At 43.2% G+C, this 750-nt stretch carries 2 protein-coding genes; one reads left to right on the top strand and one right to left on the bottom strand.

Annotated features, from left to right (window positions below; all coding sequences use genetic code 11):
• Positions 1-230, top strand: a 230-nt coding sequence (locus DVK01_RS22705) for a hypothetical protein (RefSeq protein ID WP_233562837.1), incomplete at its 5' end; no start/stop codon positions are given.
• A gap of 24 nt (positions 231-254) precedes the next feature.
• Here DVK01_RS22705 and DVK01_RS22710 read toward each other — a convergent pair.
• Positions 255-750: antitoxin VbhA family protein (locus DVK01_RS22710; protein ID WP_121538825.1), on the bottom strand; the 496-nt coding region annotated here is incomplete at its 5' end.

A 750-nucleotide genomic window follows, 5' to 3' on the forward strand; every position in this document is an offset into this window, starting at 1 on the left:
TTTCTTATTATCGGATGTACAAGAGGCAAATGAATGAAGATTTATTTAAAGAAATTGTTAATTCCGATGAAGATGAGAGAATAAGCGATCAGTTTCAGACTGACAAGCGGATTTACTACGCACTGTTTGGACTCTTGCTTCTACTATCAGTGTATGCAGTGATTGATTTACAACTTATTCAGGGGCCGATCTCGGATATAATTCAGTCCATATTATCGGAGACTAATTGAAAACACGCCACAACTCTCCGGAAATCAACTCTCCGATGTTGGAACCACTGTGTGTGTACAGTGTGGATGGTTTGGGATTTTCACTTCATCATGATAATCTGCTTCTCCATAGGTGCGATTCAGTCGATTGAGCAGGATGTCTATATCCGCCTCTTTTCCTGCTAATGGAATCGTACACGGAGAGTCTCTGTCTTCCTGCGAAGAGTGGGGGACGAAGCAAGAGTTATCTCCTCGCTCACTTAGTAGCTCCAGTACAGCTTGATTGTAGAACCGACTTGCCTGTGTGCGTAACAATCTCTCATCCCACCCATCCGCGAATACTCTATTGCTATGCGAGTGAGGTGATTCGTGACGGGGTAGTTCTGAAGAAACCTTCGAGATTGCTTCCTCTAAGCTGATTTGACCCTCAAAAAATTGATTTAGAATATCTCTGAGTGAATCTGTTCGGCCATCTCCTTCGATAGCCTTTCCATGTATTGGTTCTTCGATTACCAATTCAAGCACTCTCTGCTGAAGAGGG

The sequence above is a fragment of the Haloarcula sp. Atlit-120R genome (genome assembly GCF_003665885.1).
In the GTDB taxonomy this organism is placed as follows: Archaea; Halobacteriota; Halobacteria; order Halobacteriales; family Haloarculaceae; genus Haloarcula; species Haloarcula taiwanensis.